The 20,115-nt window shown below is 54.3% G+C and carries 16 protein-coding genes; 9 read left to right on the top strand and 7 right to left on the bottom strand.

Annotated elements, in window-relative coordinates; translation table 11 throughout:
- Positions 1 to 65 precede the first annotated feature (65 nt).
- From D9N14_RS09215 to D9N14_RS09190, 6 genes are all read left to right on the top strand, one after another.
- Complete coding sequence (locus D9N14_RS09215; protein WP_290579084.1) at positions 66 to 1,256, top strand: alanine racemase; 1,191 nt, start codon at positions 66 to 68, stop codon at positions 1,254 to 1,256.
- 21 nt (positions 1,257 to 1,277) lie between these two features.
- On the top strand, positions 1,278 to 2,705 hold the full coding sequence (locus D9N14_RS09210; protein ID WP_290579083.1) for a GMC family oxidoreductase N-terminal domain-containing protein: 1,428 nt from the start codon (positions 1,278 to 1,280) through the stop codon (positions 2,703 to 2,705).
- The gene (locus D9N14_RS09205) at positions 2,702 to 3,115 is read left to right on the top strand and encodes a hypothetical protein (RefSeq protein WP_290579082.1); all 414 of its coding nucleotides are present in this window, start codon (positions 2,702 to 2,704) and stop codon (positions 3,113 to 3,115) included. The genes D9N14_RS09210 and D9N14_RS09205 overlap by 4 nt, the downstream gene beginning before the upstream one ends.
- A gap of 4 nt (positions 3,116 to 3,119) precedes the next feature.
- Positions 3,120 to 4,676: an aldehyde dehydrogenase family protein gene (locus D9N14_RS09200; RefSeq protein WP_290579081.1), complete on the top strand. Its 1,557-nt coding sequence runs from the start codon at positions 3,120 to 3,122 to the stop codon at positions 4,674 to 4,676.
- 96 nt (positions 4,677 to 4,772) lie between these two features.
- Positions 4,773 to 5,195, top strand: coding sequence for an MbcA/ParS/Xre antitoxin family protein (locus D9N14_RS09195; RefSeq protein WP_290579080.1), 423 nt, complete (start codon positions 4,773 to 4,775; stop codon positions 5,193 to 5,195).
- A 5-nt stretch (positions 5,196 to 5,200) separates the two neighbouring features.
- On the top strand, positions 5,201 to 5,935 hold the full coding sequence (locus D9N14_RS09190) for an RES family NAD+ phosphorylase (protein ID WP_290579079.1): 735 nt from the start codon (positions 5,201 to 5,203) through the stop codon (positions 5,933 to 5,935).
- Between the two features lie 15 nt (positions 5,936 to 5,950).
- On the opposite strand, the gene D9N14_RS09185 is transcribed toward D9N14_RS09190, so the two are convergent.
- Positions 5,951 to 7,300 carry a cytochrome P450 gene (locus D9N14_RS09185; protein ID WP_290579078.1) on the bottom strand — a complete coding sequence of 450 codons (1,350 nt, stop codon included), beginning with the start codon at positions 7,298 to 7,300 and terminating at the stop codon, positions 5,951 to 5,953.
- 130 nt (positions 7,301 to 7,430) lie between these two features.
- Between D9N14_RS09185 and D9N14_RS09180 the strand changes: the two genes are divergently transcribed.
- The 3 genes from D9N14_RS09180 (at position 7,431) to D9N14_RS09170 (ending at position 11,136) form a co-directional block, all read left to right on the top strand.
- Positions 7,431 to 7,976: a TetR/AcrR family transcriptional regulator gene (locus D9N14_RS09180; RefSeq protein WP_290579077.1), complete on the top strand. Its 546-nt coding sequence runs from the start codon at positions 7,431 to 7,433 to the stop codon at positions 7,974 to 7,976.
- Between the two features lie 95 nt (positions 7,977 to 8,071).
- Complete coding sequence (locus tag D9N14_RS09175; protein WP_290579076.1) at positions 8,072 to 8,731, top strand: YfiR family protein; 660 nt, start codon at positions 8,072 to 8,074, stop codon at positions 8,729 to 8,731.
- Positions 8,731 to 11,136, top strand: a complete 2,406-nt coding sequence (locus tag D9N14_RS09170; RefSeq protein WP_290579075.1) for an EAL domain-containing protein — start codon at positions 8,731 to 8,733, stop codon at positions 11,134 to 11,136. Before D9N14_RS09175 ends, D9N14_RS09170 begins: the two co-directional genes overlap by 1 nt.
- Before the next feature lie 24 nt (positions 11,137 to 11,160).
- On the opposite strand, the gene D9N14_RS09165 is transcribed toward D9N14_RS09170, so the two are convergent.
- From D9N14_RS09165 to D9N14_RS09140, 6 genes are all read right to left on the bottom strand, one after another.
- Positions 11,161 to 12,006 carry a lysophospholipid acyltransferase family protein gene (locus D9N14_RS09165; protein ID WP_290579074.1) on the bottom strand — a complete coding sequence of 282 codons (846 nt, stop codon included), beginning with the start codon at positions 12,004 to 12,006 and terminating at the stop codon, positions 11,161 to 11,163.
- 126 nt (positions 12,007 to 12,132) lie between these two features.
- A complete protein-coding gene (gene sucD, locus D9N14_RS09160) occupies positions 12,133 to 13,005 on the bottom strand; it encodes a succinate--CoA ligase subunit alpha (RefSeq protein ID WP_290579073.1) in 873 nt (290 codons plus the stop codon).
- A gap of 10 nt (positions 13,006 to 13,015) precedes the next feature.
- Entirely contained in the window at positions 13,016 to 14,176 is a 1,161-nt protein-coding gene (sucC, locus tag D9N14_RS09155; protein ID WP_290579072.1) for an ADP-forming succinate--CoA ligase subunit beta, read from the bottom strand.
- 192 nt (positions 14,177 to 14,368) lie between these two features.
- Complete coding sequence (lpdA, locus tag D9N14_RS09150; protein WP_290579071.1) at positions 14,369 to 15,808, bottom strand: dihydrolipoyl dehydrogenase; 1,440 nt, start codon at positions 15,806 to 15,808, stop codon at positions 14,369 to 14,371.
- Positions 15,809 to 15,879: 71 nt separating this feature from the next.
- Positions 15,880 to 17,118, bottom strand: a complete 1,239-nt coding sequence (odhB, locus tag D9N14_RS09145) for a 2-oxoglutarate dehydrogenase complex dihydrolipoyllysine-residue succinyltransferase (protein WP_290579070.1) — start codon at positions 17,116 to 17,118, stop codon at positions 15,880 to 15,882.
- A gap of 65 nt (positions 17,119 to 17,183) precedes the next feature.
- Entirely contained in the window at positions 17,184 to 20,015 is a 2,832-nt protein-coding gene (locus D9N14_RS09140; protein ID WP_290579069.1) for a 2-oxoglutarate dehydrogenase E1 component, read from the bottom strand.
- Positions 20,016 to 20,115 lie beyond the last annotated feature (100 nt).

Raw genomic sequence — 20,115 nt, 5'->3', positions numbered from 1 at the left:
TACTTTCCTCCGCCAGGCAATATGGTACGATGGTTCCAAATAAAACCAAAACAACAAAACCTGTCATGAGTTTATATCAGCAGTATTCCACGATATTTGATGGCATCACCACACCTGCTGCCTGGGTGGACATGGACAAGTTCGACAACAACATCCAAACCAACTTGACGCGGGCCAACCACCGCTCCATTCGCATCGCGTCCAAGTCGGTGCGCTGCGTTCATCTATTGCGTTACTTACTGAACGCCAGCCAGCAGTTTAACGGCATCATGTGCTACCACCCGCAAGAAGCCGCTCTACTGGTGGACGAGGGTTTCGATGACCTGCTGATTGCCTACCCCAGCCTGTGTCGCGACAGCCTGATGGCGGCACTGCAGGCCTCTACCAAGCCGGCAAAACTGTATTTCATGGTGGACCGGGTCGAGCATGTTGCACTGCTGGACGGGCTGGCCGCAGAGCTGAACATCAAAGCCAACCTCTGTCTTGATCTGGATATGTCGGTGCCTTTCCCCGGTGTACACTTTGGAGTGCATCGCTCGAATATCAAAACACCCCGGCAAGCAGTGGAATTCTATCGCCGGATCAAGGGGTTTCAACACATCAACCTGTGTGGACTGATGGGCTACGAGGCCCAGATTGCCGGCTTGGGCGACCAGGTACCAGGCAAGATCTTGCAAAATATCGTCGTGCGCTACCTGAAGAAAAAGTCGCTGCCCATCATCCATGACCGCCGCACGGAAACCATTCTGGTTCTACTTCATGAAGGCGCGCAGCTCACCCTGATCAATGGTGGTGGTACCGGCAGTATTGAATCCACGATTCAGGAACCGTTGGTCAATGAGGTGACGGTGGGCAGCGGGTTTTATTGTTCGCACCTGTTCGATTATTACCGCAACTTCAAACTGGAACCGGCTGCCGGATTTGTTACCAGTGTGGCCCGCAAGCCATCCGCTGACATTGTCACCTGTAACGGCGGTGGCTACGTCGCCTCTGGCAACGCCGAGCGCATTAAAATGCCACAGCCCTATTTGCCTGCCGGTTTGAAACTGGACCCCAACGAAGGGACCGGTGAAGTGCAGACGCCCCTACACACGCAGCAATGCAAGCAGGCACTTGAACCCGGCGATCCGGTGTTTTTTCGCCATGCCAAAGCCGGCGAGCTTTGTGAGCATTTCAATCAACTGCACCTGATCCGGGACGGCGTCATCGAAGACACCGTCACCACTTATCGAGGTAATGGCTGGGTGTTCATGTAACCTGGCTAAAAGGACTTTCCCATGAAACACCTTCATGACGTAATCATCGTGGGCTCCGGCGCATCGGGCTCGGTGATCGCACACGAACTGACGCAGTCCGGCGCCGACGTGCTGATGCTGGAAGCCGGCCGGCGTTTTTCCGCTGCGACCTTCCCGGACAACGAACTGGACGCCAATGCCCAGCTGATGTGGAATGGGGGCATGGATGCCAGCCGCGATGCCTCAACACTGTTTATTCGCGGCAAAGTGGTGGGGGGTGGCACCATCATCAACCAGTGTCTGCTGGATCGTTTCGACGATATCGCCCTGGACAGTTGGCGCCACCAAACCCGTATGGATTTCTTTTCCAGCGATCAGATGGCATTGCACTATGACGCAGTGGAATCCCACCTGGCACTGCACCACATGGCACCCTCGGACTGGAATACCAACGCCGAGTTGTATGTGAAAGGGTTTGAGTCGAAAGGTTACGGCTGGGCCCCCCTGCGGCGCGGGCAACGGGATTGCGGCTCGGGCAATGACTGCATGACCTGCCTGGGCGGTTGTCCACGCGCCTCCAAACAAAGCATGTTGGAAACTTTTTTGCCCAAGGCCGAGAACAATGGCCTGCGAATTGAATCCGAGTGTACGGTACGGGAGGTGGTCCACGGGCCCTCTTTTGTCACTGTGTGCGGATACCAGCGGGGGCAGCCAATAACCCGGTACGCCCGTAAAGTGGTTCTGGCCAGTGGTGCCCTGGGCACCACCGAATTGTTGCTGAGGTCACGCCTGCAGGATCGACTCCCGGCGTTGGGCCAAGGGTTTTACTGTCACCCGCAATGGATGACCGTAGCCCTGTTCAACGACCGGGTGGATTCCCACAAAGGCGCCTTCCAGACCGTCAAATCCGATGAACCCCGTTTTCGGGCCGCAGGATTCAAACTGGAAAATGTCTTTGCCGGCCCCATCGCCATCGGCTTGTTGAAGCCCGGCTACGGGCTCGACCATCAACGGTTTATGCGTCAATACCGCAACATGGCCTGTATTGAAGTTGCCGTGCGCGACCAGGGAGCCGGTACCCTTCGCCTCACCCGCCGTGACCGGCTCGAGATCGACAAACCCCTATCCGATGTGGATCGCCAAACCGCTGACCATGGCAACCGTGTGGTAGTCGATCTGTTCCAGACGCTGGGGGCCAAAGAGGTGGTCACCTCTCCCCTGCAGATTGGCCTTCATCTCATGGGCGGGTGCCACATTGGGCAGAATGCGGGGGATTCGGTGGTCAATGAGCATTTCCAGGTGCATGGGCTGCCGAATATGTATATTGCTGATTCTTCCATATTCCCCAATGCACCGGGCATCAATCCATCGCTCACCATCATGGCGCTTTCCCAGCGGGCGGCGCAGCATATCCTGCGGGATTGCGGTGCCACGGTGGTGCAGCAGCAACCACACGGAGTCAGTGCATGAGCTCGCTCACTTCCACATTTTTTTCTTATCGACAATTATTGGGCCTGCAGAAACTGGGTGATGTGATGATTCCCGGCGACCGCGAGTTTCCGGCTTTTTCGGAGACCGGTTGCCTGGCCTATGTGGACACGGCCATGGGCAGCGCACACCCTGATGATATCCGGGACTTTGGTTACCTGTTGTGGTTTTTCTATCTGGCACCCACCCCGTTGATCCGCTCTGTGGTTTGGCTGGCGGACAACGCCGAGTCGTTTCCCAACGCCATCGCCGGGCTCTTGCGCAAGCTCAACATCGGCCTCAAGGGTGTGGTTGTCAGCCTGTACTATTCCGGTAAAACCGGGCTTTCGGGCGGCACCAGCCCACTGGACATCATCGAGTTCTCACTCACCTGCGAACGCCGTGAAGGATAACCATATGACAGAACATCACCCACAGGCATCCAGTGAAGAAATCTTTGACGCTGCGCTGGGCAGCCCGGTCCAGGACATCACTGCAGAGGACGCGGCCGCCGTTTTCAACCAGGCTGCCAGGGCCCACAACAGGCTGGCGGAACTGCCCATCGACGTGCGCCTGGAAGGCCTGCGCAAGTTGTTGGATTATCTGGTGGAACACCGCGACGAAGCCATTGACATACTGTGCCGGGAAACCCGCAAGTGTCGCACTGATGCGCTGGTGTCCGAGGTGTTGGGCGTGCTCGACAACGTTGAATGGCTGCTGAAAAATGCCCGAAAAGCTCTCAGCGAAAAGAAAGTCTCCACGCCCATCACCCTGCTGGGGAAAAAATCCCGTATCGTGCATGAGCCCCTGGGCACGGTATTGATTATTGCGCCCTGGAACTACCCTCTGCACATCGGCCTCACTTCCATTCTGGCGGCCTATGTGTGCGGAAACGCCGTGGTGTACAAGCCTTCCGAACTCACACCCATGCAGGGCCTGTTCGAAAAGCTGTTCCAGGTAGACCCCATCCTCGGCGACAGCATTCAAGTGGTCTACGGCACCGGCACCACGGCACAACAGTTGATCCGGCAGAAACCTGCCAAGGTGTTTTTCACTGGCAGCGCCCGCACCGGCCGGAAGATCCTGGCCCAATGCGCCGAGTTGCTGATTCCGGTGGATCTGGAGTTGGGCGGAAAAGACCAGGCCATTGTGTTCGACGACGTTCACCTGGATCGGGCCGTAAAAGGCGTACTCTGGGGCGCGCTTACCAATGCCGGGCAATCCTGCAGCTCGGTAGAGCGGGTCTATGTGCAGGACACCCTGTACCCGGCATTCGTACAAAGGGCCAAAGCAGAAATCGACAAACTGGTGGTGAACAGTGGCGACCTGGGCAATGCCGACATCGGCGGAATGACCGCAGATTTCCAACTGGATATCGTCCACCAGCAAGTGGTGGATGCCCGCGCCAAAGGTGCCAAGGTGCTCTGCGGTGGCGCCACCTTGGTGGAGAACGAGCTGTTCTATCTTCCCACCCTGCTGACCAATTTGGACAGCAGCATGTTGATCCTGCAGCAGGAAACCTTCGGACCATTGGTGCCCATCGTCCCGTTCAGTACGGAAGAGGAAGTGGTCACCCTATCCAACAGCACCGAATTCGGCCTCAGCGCCAGCGTCTGGAGCCGGGATTTGCAACGAGCCAATCGGGTGGCCCGACGCCTGGAGTGCGGCGCCGTCTCCATCAACAATGTCATGCTCACAGAAGGCAACCCGGCCCTGCCCTTTGGCGGCACCAAGGCCAGTGGTTATGGGCGACAGAAAGGCGTCGAGGGGCTACTGGGCTATACTCGCTCAAAATCACTACTGATCGACTCCGATAGCAGCAAGATCGAGCCTAATTGGTACCCTTATACACGGGCGAAATACCAATTGTTCGATCAATTGATCCAGGCGCTGTTCAGTCACAGTCCCTGGAAACTGATCAAAGCGGCGGTGATCGGCATGAAACTGGAGAGCCTTGGCAGCAAAGACCGGTAATGGGGACCCCATGCAAGATTGCCCCAAATTGGAATTTATGTTGATTTATTCCCACTTTGGACGTTACACTTCAAAGAGAACTCCGGGAGGTGCCCTATGCTCACCAACACTGCATCGCAACACAGTTACCAGAACCGCGAAGACCGTCTGAGCGCGGCCGCGTTGTTGAACTTTTTCGGAATCACCGAAGAATGGGGCTTGGGCAGCAAAGAGCAGATGACCCTCCTGGGCAGCCCCGCCAAGAGCAGTTTCTATCGTATGAAAGAGTTTGCGGAAGGCAAAACCGCCAAGCCGGTACGACTCTCCCAGGACACCCTGGAGCGGGTTTCTTACATTATGGGGATCTACAAAGCCCTCAACATCCTGCTGCCCAACCCCAAACGGGCTGCGGAATGGGTCTCCAAACCCAATACAGCGCCCCTGTTTAATGGCCACTCCGCACTGGAGGTCATGCTCAAGGGCCGGGTTGCCGACCTGAGCGATGTGCGTCGGTTTCTGGACGGGCAACGGGGACACTGAACCACATGTCACAACCACATCACAGGGAAGTCCAGGTTGAAGGCCCTCACTACCGCATCATCCCCACCAAGTTTCCGCCCATCAACTTCTTCGAACGGTTTACCCCGCCGGAGTTGATGGAGGAAACCTTTGAAATCGAGTCGCTCACCAATGAACGCCTGCGGGAGCAAGCCGGTGACCTGAGTCATGTGGCCGAAGCGGACCGGGTGAGTGGCCCGGGTGCCAGCGTGGTCATGGCTGCCTTCACCCACACCGGTTTTGCCAGCCGCTTCACCGATGGCAGCTACGGCGTGTATTACGCAGCACGCGACCTGGACACCGCCATCCATGAAACCATCTATCACCGGGAACGGTTCCTTGGCTACACAGCGGAGCCCCCATGTGAGCTGGACATGCGAGTCTATAAAGGCAGTGTGCTCAAAGCACTGATCGATTTACGCAGCGAAACCTATGGGCACCTGATGCAGCCCGACCCCGATGAGTACGCCAATTCACAGGCCTTTGCAGCGCAGCTGCGCACCACACAATGTTATGGCCTGCTCTACCCTTCAGTACGTAATCATGGTGGGGAATGCATTGCCGCGTTCCGGCCCACCGCCGTCAGCCTGCCGGTACAAAGCAAATGGCTGGTGTATCACTGGAATGGGGATCACATCGACAAGGTCTATGAGAAGAAGGAAATTCTCATTGATCTAAAAAAGCATGAAGCAGAGGAAGAGCAACGCCTCTCCCTCTGCTGAACCAACGGTACTGGCCTAGATGAATTCCAATTTTACCGGCAGTTTATCCCCCGGTACTGGCAGTGATGTCATATCAATCGGCATTTTGTAATCCGGATCAACCGACCACTTAAAGCGCAGCAGCACCTGGTGCAGGATCGCTTTCACCTGCACCTCAGCAAAGTGCAGACCGATACACATATGCGCCCCACCGCCAAACGGCACCCAGGCATAGGGGTGCACCTTATCCTCGCGACGATCCTCAGCAAACCGTCCCGGATCGAACTGTTTGGGGTTGTTCCAGTACTCGGGCATGTAGTGGGTGAAATAAGGGGAGACGGAGATCAGCGTGCCTTTGGGAATCAGCACATCCTTGAACACCACATCCTTCACAGTGCGGCGGGGAATGGATGGCACCGGAGAACACAGCCGCAGGGATTCCTTCATCACCAGCGTCATGCCATCCATCGCCTCCAGGTCTTCGAAATCCAGATGGGGCTTGCCCAATGCCTTACTCTGAGCTCGGAGCTTATCCTGCCACTCAGGATTCTTGGCCAGATGATAGAACATGGTACACAGGGTAATGGTGGACGTGTCATGAGCCGCCATCATCAGGAAGATCATGTGGTTAATCACGTCGTCGTCGGTAAACTTCTGCCCATCCTCGGTCTCCGCCCGGCATAACTGGCTGAACAGGTCCATGCCTTCCGAGTTGCGCTTCTCGGCAATTTTGGATTTGAAGTAGTTATACAGCACCTTACGGCCATCGAGGCCTTTTTTCCAACGTCCGCCGGGCACCGGATAACGCACCAGAGCAGTCCCGGCACGCACTGTGTCGATGAACGCCTTATTCAGGGCATTGGCTTCAGGGCCCAGTTTCTCGCCCATGAAAATTTCGGTGGCCATGTCCAGGGTGAGCTTCTTGATGGCCGTGAACACATGAAAATCGTCCTGCGGCAGCCACTTTTGTATGCCCTTCTCAATGGGTCTCTGCATCTCCCCCAGATATTGCACCAGAACCGGCTTCTTGAAGGCGTTCTGCATGATGCGACGGTGGTGACGGTGTTCTTCAAAATCCAGCAGCATGATGCCGCGATGAAAGAACTTGCCGATAAAGAAATCCCACCCCTGATTATTGGAGAACATATCCCCCCGGTTCAGGAACACGAACTGATTGGCGTCGGGACCGAACATACTGACCATGCGGGTGCCAAACAGGTTACTCCAGCTCACTTCGCCGTATTGCTCAAAGCGCTTGCGGGAGAATCCCATGGGATTCATCATCGAATGAAAGGTATACCCCACCACCGGCAGGCCACCGTCACCGGGAACCGGTTTGGCCTGAATCTTTTCACCCTCTTGCAGCGTTACTGTCGAAGCCGTCATAAGCATCTCCAATTTATTGTTATCACCTTCAACAGATAGACCATGACTGATTGGTCTGTTGATTAATTGAGAATAGGAGTGTAAATAACACAATACAACCCTGTATGTTTTTATGAGGCTTGAGGTTCTAATGCCTAAACTTTCTAAAGAAAGCTGGGTCACTGCCGGCATCAACCAACTCAAGGAATACGGGCCGGCCGGGGTTTCCGGAGAGAAAATTGCCCGCAGGCTGGACGTTACCCGAGGCTCGTTCTATCACCACTTTGACTCCATGGACGAACTCACGACCCTCATGCTCGAATACTGGGAGCGCACCCAGACCATCGAAATATTCGATCGCACTCAAAAGCAATTTGATGATTTGCATAAGAAAATGACGATTTTGCTGGAATCAGCGTGGAATTCGGATGCCGAGCTGGAAATCGCCATGCGGCAATGGGCCTTTTCCAACGAAATCGTGCGCGCCCATGTGGAACGCATTGACCGGGTGCGCCTGAGCCTCGTTTCGGCGGTCTATATCGAGCTAACCCAAAGCGAATCCCGCGGCAACAAACTCGGGAAAATTGCATACTATGGCTTATTGGGAGCCCTTCACGCCTGGCCCCGCTTCACCAAAGAGCAGCTCAAGGAGACGGTGCTGGAAATTCAGGCGTTGCTGACGGAAGAAGCCCGATGACGTCCGGATAATCCGGTTTTTGCCAACCGCATCAACCATTCAGCGCCCTATGTAACTCTTTGTAAAGTTTGCAAAATATTAGTTAACAATTACACTTGTTCGAAGCAACTGATCAAAATTCGCGTGTCGTGTGGGCCGGGACCAGGGCACGGCGGCGCTGGCCCAAAATTGGAAGTAATGATTTGGATAAAGGAAACGCGTTGGGGCATTCGGTATTGGCGAAAGCTTTGCTTTTTTGCCTGTTGCTCTTTCCCGCATCAGCGGCCCTCTCAGCGAATCCAGATGAATACACACTGAAGCTGGTGTTCCTCTACAACTTCACCAAATTCATCAACTGGAACAGTGAAACTGAACTCAATGCCAAAGATCCGTTTCTCATCTGCGTAATGGGTACCCTTCCATCAAAAGATCCCCTTACGGTGCTGGAATCAAAGCAGTCGAAGAATCGGCCTATCTCTACTCGTTCCTCAAAAGACGTGACCGATCACAAGGGATGCCACATTCTGTTCATTACCAAAAGCATCCAGGGTAAAGATCTCAGTTCGATTTTGTCCCGCCCGATGAAAGACACTATCGTAGTGGGAGAAACCGAAAACTTCGCCGAACGCCAGGGTGACATCGGATTCATCATCGACGACCAACAACGGGTCAGGCTGGAAATCAATCTCGGCAACACGCAGCACAAGAACGTATCCATACGGGCGCCCCTTCTGGAAATCGCCAGTAAAATCTATCGCACGGAGGGACAAGGCTGATGAAGCTGTTGAGCGCTATGTCCCTGCGGGTCAAAACCATCCTCATCGCCATGCTCACCAGCGCTTTGGCACTGACCATTTCAGGTGTGTTCTTTTCACTCTACGACTATCAGAATGCCCACCAGAAAGCCGACCAGGAATACAAGGTCATCGCCACCATACTGGCAGATCGCAGCACCGTGGCGCTGGAATTCCTGGACCGGGTCAGCGCCACCGACAACCTCGCATCACTGGATGCCCACAAGGCCATCACCCTCGCCTGCCTGTACGACTCCAGTGACACACTGTTCGCGTCGTTCCACCGCAACTCCTATAACCCGGCCCGCTGCACCGAGGCCCTGCCCACCATTCCGGGGCAGCACGGCGAAGCCTACAAGGAAATCCGGGAGCCCGTGGTATTTGAAGACACCGTCATCGGCACGCTTTATCTGTTGGCAGACCTGGGTGACCTGCGGGAAACCATGTTCCTGCATATTGCCACCAGCATCATCATCGTCGCCATCACCCTGTTCATCACCTTCCTGTTGGCGGTTCGTCTGCAGGCTTTCGTTACCGTGCCCATCAAAAAGCTTCAGGACACCGCAATCAAGATCCGCCAATCCGATAACTACTCACTGAGGGCGGACAAAACCACTGAAGATGAACTGGGTAATCTGGTGGATGCATTCAACGGCATGGTGGCCAAAATCGAGCACGACAACGTGGCCTTAAGGGACAGTGAAGAACGCTTCCGTACGCTGACCGCATCCTCCCCAGTGGGCGTATTCCAGACCGATGAGGAAGGACAGTACACTTACGTCAACGCCCGTTGGCGCGAGATCACCAACATCTATGATATCCACCTGACCCAGGAAGCCTGGGTCAAGACTTTGCATCCGGAAGAGCGTTTCCAGGTTTTATCCCGATGGCGAGAGTCCCTGGAAAAAGGCGAAGAGTTCAGAATGGAATATCGCATGCTTCGGGATGACGGCGAGGATGTCAATGTGATCTGCCACGCCAAGCCCTTGTATGAGGGTAACGGTCACATCGTGGGCTATCTGGGTAGCCTGTCTGATATTTCTGAACTGAAGTCAGTGCAACTGCAGCTCGAACAGCTGGCTCTGTATGACCCACTGACCAAACTGGCCAACCGCCACCTGTTCCGCAACCGACTGGAAAAGGCCATTAAAAACGCGGAGCGGGAGGGCTGCATGATCGCCCTGCTGTTCCTCGATATCGACCACTTCAAAAAGATCAATGACACCATGGGCCACGACCAGGGTGACGAGCTATTGAAAGCCATCGCCCACCGCCTCCGTTTTTGCACCCGCCCTGGTGACACTGTAGCGCGCATGGGCGGTGATGAATTCACGATCCTGGTACCGGAAGTCAACGACACCCACGAGGCGGATGCCATCGCCCGCAAGGTGCTGGACGTGCTCAAGGTACCCATACGGCTCACGGGGTTGGAAGTCATCATCACCACCAGCATCGGTATCAGTGTGGGCTTGCGTGATGCCGAAGACGCCAACGCCCTGATGAAGAACGCGGACATGGCCATGTACCGCGCCAAATCCCGCGGTCGGGACAACTACCAGTTTTTCTCCGATGAAATGAACGTGGAGCTTTCACGCCAGTTGGCCATGGAAGCTGAGCTGCGCATAGCGCTGCAGCAGGAACAGTTTGAGTTGTATTACCAACCGCAGATCAACCTGAATAACGGCAGGCTCATCGGTTATGAGGCTCTGCTGCGCTGGGATCATCCGGAAAAAGGCTTCATCCCACCATCCGAATTTATCCCGGTGGCAGAAGACTCCGGCCTGATCCTGCCCATCGGGGAGTGGGTCCTGCGCCAAGCCTGTAGCGACATCAAACAGTTTACTGAACAAGGCCTGTTACCGTTGGATGGCCACGTCGCGGTCAACCTCTCACCCCGCCAGTTTCATGACCCTAATCTCGTGAGCGTGATCAAAGACATGATCATATCCACCGGCATTCAAAACCAGCAGCTGCAGGCTGAAATCACCGAAAATCTATTGATGGAAAATGTCGAAGCCACCATCGCCACCCTGAACCTCCTGAAAGAGCTGGGCATCATTCTCGCCATCGATGATTTTGGTACCGGATATTCATCCCTGAACTACCTGAAACGACTGCCCATCCACGTTCTGAAAGTGGACCGTTCATTTGTCATGGACATTCCAAAAGATAAAGACGATATGGAAATCACCAGCGCGGTGATCGCGATGGCCCACAAACTGGGTCTGAAAGTGGTGGCTGAAGGTGTGGAAATCAGCGAGCAAGCGGCCTTCCTGAAAGAAAACCAGTGTGATTTCGCCCAGGGCTACTATTACGGCAAGCCCATGAGCGTGAGCAGCCTCTACGAAAACATCGGGAACTTTGAGCGCTGGCGCTCCAATGGATGAGCGCCAGAATTAATACCCCGGTCATCAGAACCGGGTTAGCAGACGCCGCACCAATCCCTTATCAATGTCATTCTCCCTCACCGTCAGCATCTCGCCAATCAGGTTCTGGATGGCAAAAGCCACCTCGTCCCGTAGCTCGAACAACGCATTGTCGTCGTCTTCCCTGCCTTGATACGGGCCGACGTCAATTTCGTCTCCTATAGAAAAGTAGAAGCGCTCTGGGCGCGGTAAGGGGGTCAGTCCAATACCGCGGGTAAGAGGCATGATGATGTCGCCTCCCCGCAACAAACCGGACTTCTCCAGCAAACCCGTCTTCTTCAGCAACTTGCCCACCGGGGAGTGAATTACATCCTCTGCATCCACCAGGATGTCGTACATATCATCCGGCCCCACTGAAGCAAAGGGAATGATGTTGTATCCATGCTGAATCGCCATCTTGCAGAATCCAGTGCGCCGCTTCCAGGTCAACTGGTACTGCTCACCCTTGCGCTTACTCACCTCGCGGGCGCCGCCGGGGAACACCATAATGTGCTCACCGCGCTCCATCAACATGGAACAATTCTCGCGGGTGCCTTCCACCCCGCCGCTGCGGTCAACCATGTCGCGCCAGAACGGGATATCGTAATGTTGATGATCGGCCAGGGTTCGTACCCGAATACCGCGCTCGCGATAGATTTGAGCCAACAACAGTGGAACATCGATAACACCAAAGATGGTATGGTTGCCCACCATCAGGGTGGGCTTATTCGGGTCCAGCTTCTCCAACCCGAAGAATCGTGGACTGAAGTAGGTGCGCAGGGGTGAAGTTAACTTCCAGAGCTGCTTTTCCGTGAGCAGCTCGGTCTCAAAAGGTTTGTGCTGGTATCCCATTTACAATCTCGTAGTCAAAAAATAACATTCCCAAAATAAGCGATCATTGTCGCAAAAATCACAGCAACAAAAAACCGGCGCACAGTCGCCTGCCGCCGGTTCTTTAAAAGGAATTGAAACGGGCTGTTACCAGCCAGTCAGTTCCTTCAGGGCCAGGCCCAACTCGGATGGGTTGCGTACGGTTTTGACACCGGCCGCCTGCAGCGCAGCGAACTTGTCGTCCGCAGTACCCTTACCACCCGCGATGATGGCACCTGCGTGACCCATACGCTTGCCAGGAGGTGCAGTCACACCGGCAATATAGGAAACAACAGGCTTGGTCACGTTCTCTTTAATGAACTCTGCAGCTTCTTCTTCCGCAGTACCACCGATCTCACCCACCATGATGATGGCTTCTGTCTGAGGGTCTTCCTGCAGCAGGGCCAACGCATCGATAAAGGTGGTACCGGGAATCGGGTCACCGCCGATACCGATACAGGTGCTTTGACCGAAGCCCAACGCAGTAGTTTGGTTAACCGCTTCATAAGTCAGCGTACCAGATCGTGAAACGATACCTACTTTACCAGGCTGGTGGATGTGGCCAGGCATGATACCTATTTTGCACTCTCCGGGCGTGATGATACCAGGACAGTTGGGGCCGATCAGACGCAGACCTTTCTGGGATACGTACTCTTTCACATACAGCATATCCAGAACGGGAATGCCTTCAGTGATGCACACGATCAGCGGGATACCGGCATCAGCCGCTTCCAGGATGGAATCCTTACAGAACGCCGCTGGCACGTAGATGACTGTCGCATCACAGTCAGTGGCGGCTTTGGCTTCGGCAACCGTGTTGAAAACCGGCAAGCCAAGATGCTCAGTACCACCTTTGCCCGGAGTTACACCGCCCACCATTTTTGTACCGTACTCAATTGCCTGAGTGCTGTGCAAGGTACCCTGAGCACCAGTGAATCCCTGGCAGATGACTTTAGTGTCTTTGTTAATTAAAACGCTCATGTTTAACCTCTCACTTCACCGCTGCAACGACTTTTTCAGCAGCATCGTTGAATCCGGTAGCTGCAATAATATTCATACCACTTTCAGACAGGATCTTGGCACCCAGTTCAGCGTTGTTACCTTCCAGGCGAACCACAACAGGCACTTTCACACCCACTTCCTGAACCGCTCCGATAACGCCTTCTGCGATCAGGTCACAGCGCACGATACCGCCAAAGATATTCACCAGAACCGCCTGCACGCTGTCATCTGACAGGATGATTTTGAACGCTTCGGTTACACGCTCTTTGGTTGCGCCACCGCCCACATCCAGGAAGTTGGCAGGCTGGCCGCCCTTCAACTTGATCAGGTCCATAGTGGCCATGGCCAGACCGGCACCGTTCACCATACAGCCGATGTTACCTTCCAGGGCAACGTAGTTCAGATCCCATTCTGCTGCACGGCGCTCACGCTCATCTTCCTGTGAAGGATCGTACATGTCAGACAGATCGGGGTGACGCAGAACCGCATTGCCGTCAACCACCAGCTTGGCGTCCAGACAGTGCAGATTGCCTTCGGTGGTGATCACCAGTGGATTCACTTCGATCAGAGAAATGTCTTTCTCTTCGAACAATTTGGCCAGACCCATGAAAATCTTGGTGAACTGCTTCACCTGATCGTTGGTCAGACCCAGCTGATAACCCAGGTTTCGAGCCTGATAGGGCTGAGCACCGATCAGAGGATCGATCTCGGCTTTCAGGATTTTCTCTGGCGTTTCTTCGGCAACCTTTTCGATTTCCACGCCACCTTCGGTGGAGGCCATGAACACCACCCGACGGGTACCGCGGTCAACCACTGCACCGAGGTACAGTTCTTTGTCGATATCGGTACAGGTTTCCACCAGAATTTTATTGACCGGCTGACCTTTGGCGTCAGTTTGGTAGGTCACCAGGTTTGTGCCCAATTTGGCTTTGGCAAACTCGATGATCTCTTCTTTGGAGCTCACCAGTTTAACACCACCTGCTTTACCACGCCCCCCAGCGTGGACCTGTGCTTTAACAACCCAGCGATCTCCACCAATCACGTCAGCGGCTTCTGCTGCTTCGTGAGGGGTGCTGGCTGCTATCCCCTTTGAAACAGGCAGACCGTACTGAGCGAACAGTTGCTTGGCTTGATACTCATGTAAGTTCATTGGCTCACCATCGATCTAATTTCGTGTGGAGTAATCCACGTTAAACACACTTGACGCGATTTCTTTCCCTCGCACCATCTTGCGCTACCCGCGCGTCGCAGACCTTAAACCGGTCTGCTGTCTGAACAGTCGTAGTCCAGTAAAAAAGATCGGGTTAGGTAACCCTAACCCGATCTAAACCGCAATCCAGCCTTACTTCTTGCGCTTGCGTTTGGCTGAATGTATTGCTTTACCATCCACGTCCAGGCAGGCCTCATGGAAAACTTCCGACAAGCCGGGGTGGGCAAACACCATCATCTGCAGGTCTTCAGTGCTGGCACCGAACTCCATGGCAATAATGGCTTGCATAATGATTTCTGAGGCCTGAGGCCCAACGATATGCACACCGAGAACACGATCGGTCGCCTCATCGGACACCACTTTCACGAAACCGGTGGTTTCATTTGCCGCCACTGCACGGCCATTGGCCATAAAGGCAAAGGTACCGGTTTTGTAGGCGTCGCCACTGGCTTTGACCTGTTCTTCCGTTACACCAGCCCACGCCACTTCAGGGTGGGTATATACGACAGAAGGAATGCAGTCGTAGTTGATCGCCGTGTGGTGACCCGCGATGATCTCCGACACCATCACGCCTTCTTCAGTCGCTTTGTGCGCCAGTGCCGGTCCACGTACGATATCCCCAATGGCATAAACGCCGGGCACATCGGTCGCACAGCTTTGGTTGACGAAGATAAAGCCCCGTTCATCTAGGTTCACACCGCTGTCAGCAGAAAACAGATCTTCTGTGTAGGGGCGTCGGCCCACAGCCACAATCAGCTTATCCACCACCACGGATTGATCCCCTTCCGGATCACTGTATTCCACGGAAACCTTGTTCTTTTCGACTTTGGTGCCAGTAACACGGGCAGACAATTTAATATCTATGTTCTGCGCTTTCAGGTTTTTCAGCAGTTCTTTCGCGACCTGGCGATCCACCATGGGCAGGAAATTATCCATGGCTTCCAGCACCACAACTTCAGCACCCAGGCGGCTCCAGACGCTGCCCAATTCCAGCCCGATGATGCCAGCCCCGATCACACCCAGTTTTTTGGGCACTTCGGTGAACTCCAGCGCGCCGGAGTTATCCACGACAATTCCATCGTGCAGAGGCGCCATCGGTAACTTGATTGGCTCGGAGCCTGACGCGAGGATCACATTCTCTGCCTGCAGAATCTCAGCTTCCCCTTCATGGGGAGTAAATTCAACCTGTTTACCTGCCAGCAATTTGCCACGCCCCTGCAACCAGGTCACACCGTTTGCCTTGAACAGCATGGCCACACCGTCGGTCTGCTTCTTAACGATGCCGTCTTTACGCTTGATCATTTCGGCGACATTGATTTTGACGCTTTTGGCTTCGATCCCATGTACCGCCAAGCCGTCTTTTGCCTCGTGGTATTTCCAGGTGGAATCCAGCAGCGCTTTGGAAGGAATACAGCCCACGTTTGCGCAGGTCCCGCCCAGAGCCGGCTTACCGTCCTTATTGATATACATATCGATACAAGCTGCATTCAAGCCCAGGTGTGCGGCTTTTATTGCTGCGGCGTACCCCCCAGGTCCGCCACCGATTACTACGACATCAAAACTCTTTGCCATGATAATTTCCCGTTAATCATTCTGCTTGGATTGGTTTATTTGCCCGCCACAACGGACCATCATCGCACCGCTTACAGATCCAACAACAGTCGGGCCGGATCTTCCAGCAGGTCTTTAATGGTAACCAGGAACTGCACAGCTTCCTTGCCATCAATCAAGCGATGGTCATAAGAAAGCGCCAGATACATCATGGGCAGAATCTCAACTTTGCCGTTCACCGCCATAGGCCGCTCCTGAATCTTGTGCATGCCCATGATCGCTGTCTGGGGCGGATTCAGAATTGGCGTGGACCACAGTGAACCAAAAACACCACCATTGGAAATGGTGAAAGTACCACCGGTCATTTCCTCCAGTGACAACTTGCCGGCCTGCGCTTTCTTACCGTAATCCACAATCTTGCCTTCGATTTCAGCAAAACCCATCTTGTCCACATCACGCAGAATCGGCACAACCAGGCCTCGATCGGTTGAAACAGCCACACCGATATCATAATACCCGTGATAGACAATATCGTTACCGTCGATGGATGCGTTTACTGCCGGATACTTTTTCAACGCTTCGGTGGCAGCGATGGTAAAGAACGACATAAAGCCCAGGCGGTGACCATGCACTTTCTCAAACAGGTCTTTGTAGTTCTTGCGCATTTCCATCACCGGCTTCATGTTCACCTCGTTAAAAGTGGTCAACATGGCCGCATTGTGTTGCGCTGACAGCAGACGCTCGGCAACCCGGGCGCGCAGTCGGGTCATCGGTACCCGGCGCTCCTCACGCTCACCAAAATTCACGCTTGCAGCACCGGCTGACACGTCCGCCGGGGCAGTTGCAGGTTTCGACGCTTCCGCTGCCGGCTGGGAAGCACCGCTCTTCAGGTGATTCAACACATCTTCTTTGGTGATACGACCGCCTTTGCCTGTGCCCTTGATCTTGCTGGGATCCAGGTTATTTTCTGAAATCAGTTTTCTGACTGCAGGACCCCATCCGTCTTCAACATTCCCACTGGCTTCAGCCTCCGCCGCAGGTGCAGAAGCCGCTTGGGCCGGAGCCGCTTCCGTGGGAGCCGGTGCTGCACCGGTCCCCTCTTCCAGGAAACCAATCAGCTCCTGACTCAATACGGTGTCACCCTCACCCTTCAATATTTTGCCGACCACGCCATCGTGTGGCGCAACCACTTCCAGAACCACCTTATCTGTTTCGATGTCGACCAGCAGCTCGTCCCGGGATATGGCTTCTCCGGGCTTTTTATGCCATGTCGCTACCGTGCCGTCTGCAACCGCTTCAGGAAATTGTGGGGCTTTAATTTCAGTTGTCATCTGTTTTCCTTTATTTCCAATCTTTTCACAACCAAATACTGGATTTGCTACTCGTGTGTTTTGGTTTAAATGTTGAAAGCGGTTTCAACAAGTTTGGCCTGCTCTTCAAGATGCAAAGACATGTATCCTGCCGCGGGCGCAGCGGAACCGACTCGTCCAGCATACTGCAGCAACAGTGATGGGCTGATTCGGTGGAACACGTGTCGCATGTGGTGCTGACTGCAATACCAGGCGCCCTGGTTCATGGGCTCCTCCTGGCACCAGACAGCGTGCTTGATATTGGTGTAGGGTTGCAGCAGGTCATACAGCTCCTGCTCCGGGAATGGATACAACTGCTCCATACGCAATACCAGGGTATTCTTGATATCGTTGTGCGCTCGATACTCAAACAAATCGTAGTAAACTTTGCCACTGCACAGTATTACCCTGTCGATCTGCTTCGGATCATGCTCCCAGGCATCTTCCAGCACGACTTTGAAATGCCCATTGGCCAACTCATCCAAGGTGGACTTCGCCAATTTGTGCCGCAGAAGACTCTTGGGTGACATCACGATCAATGGCTTTCTGAGCGGTCGGATCGCCTGGCGGCGCAACATATGGAAAACCTGGGCCGGTGTGGAAGGCACACACACCTGCATATTATGCTCGGCACACAGCTGCAGGAAACGCTCCAGTCGTGCAGATGAGTGCTCTGGACCCTGCCCTTCGTAGCCATGGGGCAGCAACATGGTCAACCCGCACAACCGCATCCATTTATGCTCACCCGAGGAAATGAACTGGTCGATCACCACCTGCGCTCCGTTGGCGAAATCACCAAACTGCGCTTCCCACACTACCAGGCCTTTCGGAGAGGTGGTCGAGTATCCGTATTCGAACGCCAACACAGCCTCTTCCGACAAGAGGGAGTCATAAAGATCGAACCGGGTACCGTCCTGGGGTATGGTTTTCAAAGGCACATGTATGCCAGGCGCCTTTTGATTGTGCATGACCGCATGCCGATGTGAGAACGTGCCACGACCCACATCCTGGCCCGTAAGACGTACCGGATAGCCCTGCTCCAGCAGAGTGGCGTAGGCCATGGTTTCAGCAAAACCCCAGTCAATGGAAAGCGCACCGGCCGCCATCTTCTGCCGATCCTCACGGATCTTTTCCACCTGACGCTGAACCACGAAGCCGTCCGGCACCGTGTCCAGTTTCTGGGCCAGGTCATGGATGGTTTTAGCGTCGACACTGGTATCGTAATAGGCCTCGTAGGCATGCCCCAGGTACGGAGTCCAGTCTACGAACAGCTCTGTGTTGGGTTGCTTCACGAGCGATTTCACAACGTGCTGACCATTGTCCAGAGCGGAACGATAGTCATCGGTCATTGCGGAGATCTTTTCCTCGGTGAAAGTGCCTTCTTCCGCCAAACGGGCGGAGTAGATTTCACGGGGGTTTTTCTTCTTGCGAATCACCTGATACATCATGGGTTGAGTGATTGCCGGTTCATCAGCCTCATTGTGACCGCGCGCCCGATAGCAGACCAAATCGATGACCACGTCTTTCTTGAATTGCTGACGGAAATCGATTGCCATCTGGGTAACAAACAACACGGCTTCAGGGTCGTCGCCGTTAACGTGGAAAATGGGTGCTTGCACCATCTTCGCAACGTCTGTGCAGTATTCAGTGGATCGGGCGTCATGGCGGTTACTGGTAGTAAAACCTACCTGGTTATTCACGATGATGTGAACCGTGCCACCGGTTTTGTAACCACGGGTCTGGGACATCTGGAACGTTTCCATCACCACGCCCTGCCCGGCAAAAGCGGCATCACCGTGGATCAGCACGGGCACTACTTTATCCCCTTTCTTGTCCCGCCTGCGGTCCTGACGGGCTCGAACAGAGCCTTCCACCACCGGTGACACAATTTCGAGATGTGAGGGGTTGAACGCCAACGCCAAGTGCAACTCGCCACCGGGTGTCATCACGTTAGAAGAGAAGCCCTGATGGTACTTCACATCACCTGAGCCCACTTCATTTTTCTTCTTGCCTTCGAACTCGTTGAACAGCTCCGCGGGGTTCTTACCCAGGATGTTCACCAGAACGTTCAAACGGCCCCGGTGTGCCATACCGATAACCAATTCCTTGGCGCCATAACTGCCCGCGCGCTGAACGATTTCATCCAGGCACGGAATCAGGCTCTCACCACCTTCCAGGCCAAAGCGTTTGGTGCCGGGGTATTTTGTGGCGAGCATACGCTCAAGACCTTCGGCGGCGATCAAGCGCTCCAGCAGATGGGTTTTCACATCGACACTGTAATTGGGGTGCGAACGCACACTCTCCATCCGCTGCTGAATCCAGCGCTTCTCAGCAGTGTCGACAATATGCATGTACTCAACACCGATGCTGGAACAGTAGGTCTTTTCCAAGGCATCAACAATTTCGCGCAGGGTCGCTTCTTCACGTCCGAGAAAAACATTCCCGGTTTGGAAGGTGGTGTCGAAATCGGCTGCGGATAAACCGTGGTGAGTCAGCTCCAGGTCGGGAACCGTTTCCCGCTCCATGATATTGAGCGGATCCAGCTTCGCCTTTTGGTGACCGCGAACGCGATACCCGGTGATCAGCTGAAGAACTTTAACCTGCTTTTTCTCATGCTCAGAAGAAACGCTGCTGACTGCGAGCGGTTGCACCCGATTCTTGTTCTTCGCGAGATAGAGGAAATGCTCTCGGATGGTAGAGTGCGGAACGTCATTCTCAGTTCCGTTTACGCGGGGGAGTTTATCGAAGTTATCTCGCCACTGTTCTGGCACCGAATTAGGGTCTTTCAGATACGCTTCGTATAGCTCTTCGACATAGGTAGCATTCGACCCGGAAAGGTGCGAAGTGCTCCACTGTCGATACATCAAACTATCTTCCATTGCAGATCACCGTGTCGATCTAGGACACTATCTGCAGAGACGCGAATCAGCAACGGACACGTGTAAACATGTTAGGTTTGCGACTGGCGGGTTGAGCCAA

This window comes from Ketobacter sp. (genome assembly GCF_003671495.1).
GTDB lineage: Bacteria > Pseudomonadota > Gammaproteobacteria > Pseudomonadales > Ketobacteraceae > Ketobacter.
This window is presented reverse-complemented; position numbering and strand designations above follow the sequence as displayed.